We start from the raw sequence: 5,730 nt of genomic DNA, 5'->3' as shown, positions 1-5,730 counted from the left end.
GTGTGGGGCGGTAACCCCCCGGGGCCCCCCGCCAGAACCCGGGGCCCCCGGCCCTCGGCCGGGGGGCGTATCACGTAGTTCGTGCACACCAGCGCCCCGGGGACCGCGATCGGCGTGCAACTCGGCCACAGCGGCCGCAAGGGCTCGACCAAGCTGATGTGGGAGGGCATCGACGAGCCGCTGCCCGACGGCAACTGGCCGCTCGTGGCCGCCTCCCCGATCCCGTACGGGCCGGACAGCCAGACCCCGCGCCAGCTCTCCCGCGCCCAGCTCACCGACATCCGCGAACAGTTCACGGCCGCCGCCTGGCGCGCCGCCCGCGCGGGCTTCGACCTGCTCGAACTCCACTGCGCCCACGGCTATCTGCTCTCGGGCTTCCTCTCCCCGCTGACCAACCGGCGCACCGACGCCTACGGCGGCTCGCTCGACAGACGGCTGCGCTTCCCGCTGGAGGTCTTCGACGCCGTACGCGCGGTGTGGCCGGAGGAGCGGCCCATGACCGTGCGCATCTCCGCCACCGACTGGGCCGAGGGCGGCACCACGGCCGAGGACGCCGTCGGGATCGCCCGCGCCTTCGCCGAGCACGGCGCGGACGCGATCGACGTCTCGACCGGACAAGTGGTGGCCGAGGAGCAGCCGGAGTTCGGGCGGTCGTACCAGACACCGTTCGCCGACCGGATCCGGCACGAGGTCGGCGTCCCGGTCGTCGCGGTCGGCGCGATCTCCTCCTGGGACGACGTCAACTCCCTGCTCCTGGCCGGGCGTACGGACCTGTGCGCCTTGGCGCGCCCGCACCTGTACGACCCGCACTGGACGCTGCACGCCGCCGCCGAGCAGGGGTACGAGGGTCCGGGCGTCGTCTGGCCCGACCCGTACCGCGCGGGCAGCCGGCGCCCGCAGACCGGACGCACCGACGCTCCCAAACCACGTCTCTCACTGGGGACCTGAGGGCCTGGGGAGGTCAGGCGAGTGCCACCGTGCCCGCGGTCGGCGTCGCGCCGTGCGCAACCGCCGAGCGGCGGCGGTTCGGCGGTGCGCAGGGTGATCCCGCCCCGGCGAGGTCGTGCAGGATCGTCCGCACCGTGCGGGTGGTGTGCTGAGCAGAACGTGGCCGCCGACCCGCTGCGGCCGGTCGGCCGGAAGGCGGACGGCCGCCGAGACCTCCCGGGTGAGTGCACGCGCGTCGACCGCCCCGCCGTGTACGCCGAGACGCAGCCGGGGTCACAGTCCGGCGAAGGCGGCCCCCGCCTCGCGCAGCCGCTCGTGGAGCCCCCGGAACACCTCGGCGGAGCGGGCGCCCGGCCAGTTCGCGGGCAGCAGGTGCGCGGGGAGTCCGGGGTCGGTGTAGGGGAGGTGCCGCCAGCTGTCCAGGGCCAGGAGGTAGTCGCGGTAGGCCTCCTCGGGCGGGGTGTCCGCGCGCCCCTCCCAGCCGCACAGCACGGCCGCGTGCGCGTCCAGGAACGCCTCGTGCTCCTTGGCGATCGCGGCCAGGTCCCACCAGCGGGCGACCGCCTCGACCGTGGGCGCGAAGCCGAGGTGCTCGCCGCGGAAGAATTCGACTTACGGGTCGAGCCGCAGGCGCTGGAGGGTGTGCCGGGTCTCCTCGTACAGCCGGGCCGGGGCGATCCACACGCCCGGCGCCGCGGTGCCGAAGCCCAGGGCCGCCAGCCGGGAGCGCAGCACGTGCCGCTTCTGCCGCTCCGACTCGGGCACCGAGAACACGGCGAGCACCCAGCCCTCGTCCCGAGGCCGCGCCGTCGCGTAGATGCGCCGGTCGCCGTCCTTCAGCAACTGCCGTGCCTCGGGTGACAGTTCGTACCCGGCGGCGCCCAGTGCCGTACGGGCGGGCAGCAGCAGTCCGCGCCGTTTCAGCCGGGACACCGACGAGCGTACGGACGGTGCGTCCACGCCGACCGCGGCCAGCAGCCGGATCAGCTCGGCGACCGGCACCGGGCCGGGCATGAAGCGGCCGTACGCGCCGTAGAGCGTGACGATGAGGGACCGTGGTGCGTGCTGCTCGGACACATTGATCATCTTAGGTCTTCGGCATCACTGCTGGTCACCATCAGTGCGCAGCCGGAAGCGCTGGAGCTTGCCGGTCGCGGTGCGCGGCAGCGCGTCCAGGAAGACGATCTCGCGCGGGCACTTGTACGGTGCCAGCTCGGACTTGACGAACGCACGCAGTGCCCCGGCGTCCCGGTCCGCGCCCTCCTTCACCACGGTGTACGCCACCACCACCTGCCCGCGGGCCTCGTCGGGCCGTGCGACCACCGCCGCCTCGACCACGTCCGGATGGCGCAGCAGGGCGTCCTCCACCTCGGGTCCGGCGATGTTGTACCCGGCCGAGATGATCATGTCGTCGGCGCGGGCGACGTACCGGAAGTAGCCGTCGCCCTCACGGACGTAGGTGTCGCCGGTGACGTTCCAGCCGCCGCGCACGTACTCCCGCTGCCGGGGGTCGGCCAGGTAGCGGCATCCCACGGGCCCGCGCACGGCGAGCAGCCCGGGCTCCCCGTCCGGCACCGGATCCCCGTTCGCGTCCTGTACACGCGCGTGCCACCCCGGTACGGCAACACCCGTCGTCCCGGGCCTGATGTGCTCGTCGGCGGCGGAGATGAAGATGTGCAGCAGCTCGGTGGCGCCGATGCCGTTGATGATCCGCAGGCCGGTGCGCTCGTACCAGGCCCGCCAGGTGGCGGCGGGCAGGTTCTCGCCGGCGGAGACGCAGCGTCTGAGGGACGAGGCGTCATGACCGTCCAGCTCGTCGAGCATCGCGCGGTACGCGGTGGGCGCGGTGAACAGGACGGAGACCCGGTGCTCGGCGATCGCGGGCAACAGCTGTTTGGGTCCCGCCTGTTCCAGGAGCAGGGCGCTGGCGCCCGCGCGCATCGGGAACACCACGAGCCCGCCGAGGCCGAAGGTGAAGCCGAGCGGGGGACTGCCCGCGAAGACATCGTCCACATGTGGTTTCAGCACATGCTTCGAGAAGGTGTCGGCTATGGCGAGCACATCCCGGTGGAAGTGCATACACCCTTTCGGGCGGCCGGTGGTGCCGGATGTGAACGCGATCAATGCCACGTCGTCCGCCGCGGTGTCGACGGCGGGGTACGGGGTCTCCGGCGTGGGGCGGTGCAGGAGGTCGTCCGGCGCGTCGCCTCCGTACGTCGTGACGCGCAACCCCGGTATCTCGGCCTTGGCGAGGTCGTCGACCGCCCGGATGTCGCACAGCGCGTGCTCCACCCGGGCGATGGAGCAGATCGTGGCCAGCTCGTGCGGGCGCTGCTGGGCCAGCACGGTGACGGCCACCGCGCCCGCCTTCAGCACCGCCAGCCAGCAGGCCGCCAGCCAGGGCGTGGTGGGACCGCGCAGCAGGACGCGGTTGCCCGGGACCACGCCGAGATCGCGGGTGAGAACGTGTGCGACGCGGTCGACGCGGGCGCGGAGGTCGCCGTAGGTCCAGGAGCCGCCGGTGGGCGTGTGGAACACGGGACGCGCCGGATCGGCGTGGGCCAGCAGCTCGGCGGCACAGTTCAGCCGGTCGGGGTAACGCAGCTCCGGCAGGTCGAAGCGGAGCTCGGGCCACTGGTCGGGCGGCGGCAGATGGTCGCGCGCGAAGGTGTCGATGTGCGCCGAGACGTTCATGACGATTCGCCCCCTTGCCGGGTGGGCTCGCGTGGGCTCGTGGTGCGCTCGCGCAAGGAGCGTATCGTGTTGGTGACGACAGTCAACAGTACGCGATACGGTCGGGTGGGGGTCGATGGCGGCCCGCCGTGGAGGGAGGACCGGCTGTGCCCGCATTCTCGCTCGAACCGGAACAAAACGCCTGGTGCGCCGAGCTGCGTGCGCTGGCCGCGGATCGGCTGCGCCCACTGGCGGAGAAGGGCGAACCCGGGCGGGTCAACCGCCCGCTCCTGACGGAACTGGGCCGTCTCGGCCTGCTGTCGCGCCTGTTCACCTCCGGCGCCCTCGACCTCTGCCTCATGCGTGAGTCCCTGGCCCGCGCCTGTACGGAGGCGGAGACCGCCCTCGCCCTGCAGGGTCTCGGCGCCCACCCGGTCCACGCCCACGGCACCCCGGCCCAGCGGGAGCGCTGGCTGCCCCGGGTGTCCGACGGCACCGCGGTGGCCGCGTTCGCCCTGAGCGAGCCGGGCGCGGGCTCCGACGCGGCGGCACTGGGGCTGCGGGCGGATCCGGATCCGGACGTCTCGCCGGACGCCGGCCCCGCGCTCGACGCCGTCCCGGACGGCCCCCGGCGCTGGCGGCTCACCGGCCGGAAGTGCTGGATCTCCAACGCTCCCGAGGCCGACTTCTACACCGTGTTCGCGCGGACCACCCCCGACGCCGGTGCCCGCGGTGTGACCGCGTTCCTCGTGCCCGCGGACCGGCCCGGTCTCACCGGTGCCGCGCTGGAGATGCTCTCCCCGCACCCCATCGGCAGCCTCGACTTCGACGCCGTGCCCGTCGGCGCGGACGACATGCTCGGCGAGGCCGACCGGGGCTTCCGTGTCGCGATGGGCACCCTCAACCTCTTCCGCCCCAGCGTGGGCGCCTTCGCCGTCGGCATGGCCCAGGCGGCGCTGGACGCGACCCTCGCCCACACCGCCCGGCGGGACGCGTTCGGCGGCAAGCTGCGGGACCTTCAGGCCGTCGCCCACCAGGTCGCGGAGATGGCGCTGCGCACGGACGCGGCCCGGCTGATGGTGTACGCGGCGGCAACGGCGTACGACGAGGCCGCCCCCGACGTCCCCAAGCGCGCGGCCATGGCGAAGCTGCTCGCCACCGAGACCGCCCAGTACGTCGTCGACGCGGCCGTCCAGCTGCACGGCGCCCGCGCACTGCAACGGGGCCATCCGCTGGAGCACCTCTACCGCGAAGTGCGCGCGCCGCGCATCTACGAGGGCGCCAGTGAGGTCCAACGCGGCATCATCGCCAAGGAGTTGTACAAGGAGTCGCACACGCAGCCGTACGCCACCCGGGAGGCCCGTCCATGACGACCGAGCGTGTCAACCCGCCGGAGCTCTCCCCGCCCCAGGGCTTCTCCCACGCCGTCGTCGCCACCGGGAGCCGAGTGGTCTTCCTGGCGGGCCAGACCGCCCTCGACACCGACGGCAAGATCGTCGGTGACACCCTTCCCGAGCAGTTCGAGAAGGCGCTCACCGGCCTCCTGACCGCCCTGCGGGCCGCCGGCGGCACCCCCGCCGACCTCGCCCGCGTCACCGTCTACGCCACCGACGTGGCCGACTATCGCACCCACGTCCGCGAACTGGGCAGCGTCTGGCGCCGGTTGGCGGGCCGGGACTATCCCGCGATGGCGGTCGTCGAGGTCGTACGACTGTGGGACGAGCAGGCTCTGGTGGAACTCGACGGCTTCGCGGTGCTGCCCTAGGTCCCGTCGTCACATCCCCGTCGTCGGCCGCAGGGCGGGCGGGCATTCGACGGCAGGACCCAGGGCCGGGTCAGGCGGCGGCGACCGTCAGCCGCCCGGCCGGTGCCCGGTGCGGCGGGACGACGCTGCCGTCGGCGTGCAGCTCGCCCGTGTCGTCGAAGACGATCCCCCCGTCGCACAGCAGGCTCCAGCCCTGCTCGGGGCGGGCGGCGACGATGTGCGGGGCGCCGCTGTCATGGGCCGGGGTCTGGTGGGAACACATGGCGCACCTCCACGTCGGATGTGACGGGTGCCGGCGGCCCGCTCGCCGCCCGGCACGAGTAGACCATGCTCCCCTCGTGGAC

The 5,730-nt window shown here is 73.5% G+C and carries 4 protein-coding genes and 2 pseudogenes; 3 read left to right on the top strand and 3 right to left on the bottom strand.

What is annotated here, in order from left to right:
* Positions 1–78 precede the first annotated feature (78 nt).
* A pseudogene (locus tag ACFW2E_RS32830) lies at positions 79–948 on the top strand (bifunctional salicylyl-CoA 5-hydroxylase/oxidoreductase); the annotation flags it as partial.
* A gap of 273 nt (positions 949–1,221) precedes the next feature.
* Here the strand turns inward: ACFW2E_RS32830 and ACFW2E_RS32825 are convergent.
* Positions 1,222–2,034 (bottom strand): annotated as a pseudogene (locus tag ACFW2E_RS32825) (PaaX family transcriptional regulator C-terminal domain-containing protein).
* Between the two features lie 15 nt (positions 2,035–2,049).
* The gene (locus ACFW2E_RS32820; RefSeq protein ID WP_384471303.1) at positions 2,050–3,642 is read right to left on the bottom strand and encodes an AMP-binding protein; all 1,593 of its coding nucleotides are present in this window, start codon (positions 3,640–3,642) and stop codon (positions 2,050–2,052) included.
* Positions 3,643–3,788: 146 nt separating this feature from the next.
* Here ACFW2E_RS32820 and ACFW2E_RS32815 point away from each other — a divergent pair, with 146 nt between their 5' ends.
* Together ACFW2E_RS32815 and ACFW2E_RS32810 are read left to right on the top strand one after the other, a co-directional pair.
* Complete coding sequence (locus tag ACFW2E_RS32815; protein WP_384471301.1) at positions 3,789–4,991, top strand: acyl-CoA dehydrogenase family protein; 1,203 nt, start codon at positions 3,789–3,791, stop codon at positions 4,989–4,991.
* On the top strand, positions 4,988–5,386 hold the full coding sequence (locus ACFW2E_RS32810) for a RidA family protein (protein ID WP_384471298.1): 399 nt from the start codon (positions 4,988–4,990) through the stop codon (positions 5,384–5,386). Before ACFW2E_RS32815 ends, ACFW2E_RS32810 begins: the two co-directional genes overlap by 4 nt.
* 70 nt (positions 5,387–5,456) lie before the next feature.
* On the opposite strand, the gene ACFW2E_RS32805 is transcribed toward ACFW2E_RS32810, so the two are convergent.
* A complete protein-coding gene (locus ACFW2E_RS32805; RefSeq protein ID WP_384471295.1) occupies positions 5,457–5,648 on the bottom strand; it encodes a DUF5999 family protein in 192 nt (63 codons plus the stop codon).
* Between the last annotated feature and the right edge of the window lie 82 nt (positions 5,649–5,730).

The organism is Streptomyces sp. NPDC058964 (assembly GCF_042741275.1).
In the GTDB taxonomy this organism is placed as follows: domain Bacteria; phylum Actinomycetota; class Actinomycetes; order Streptomycetales; family Streptomycetaceae; genus Streptomyces.
This window is presented reverse-complemented; position numbering and strand designations above follow the sequence as displayed.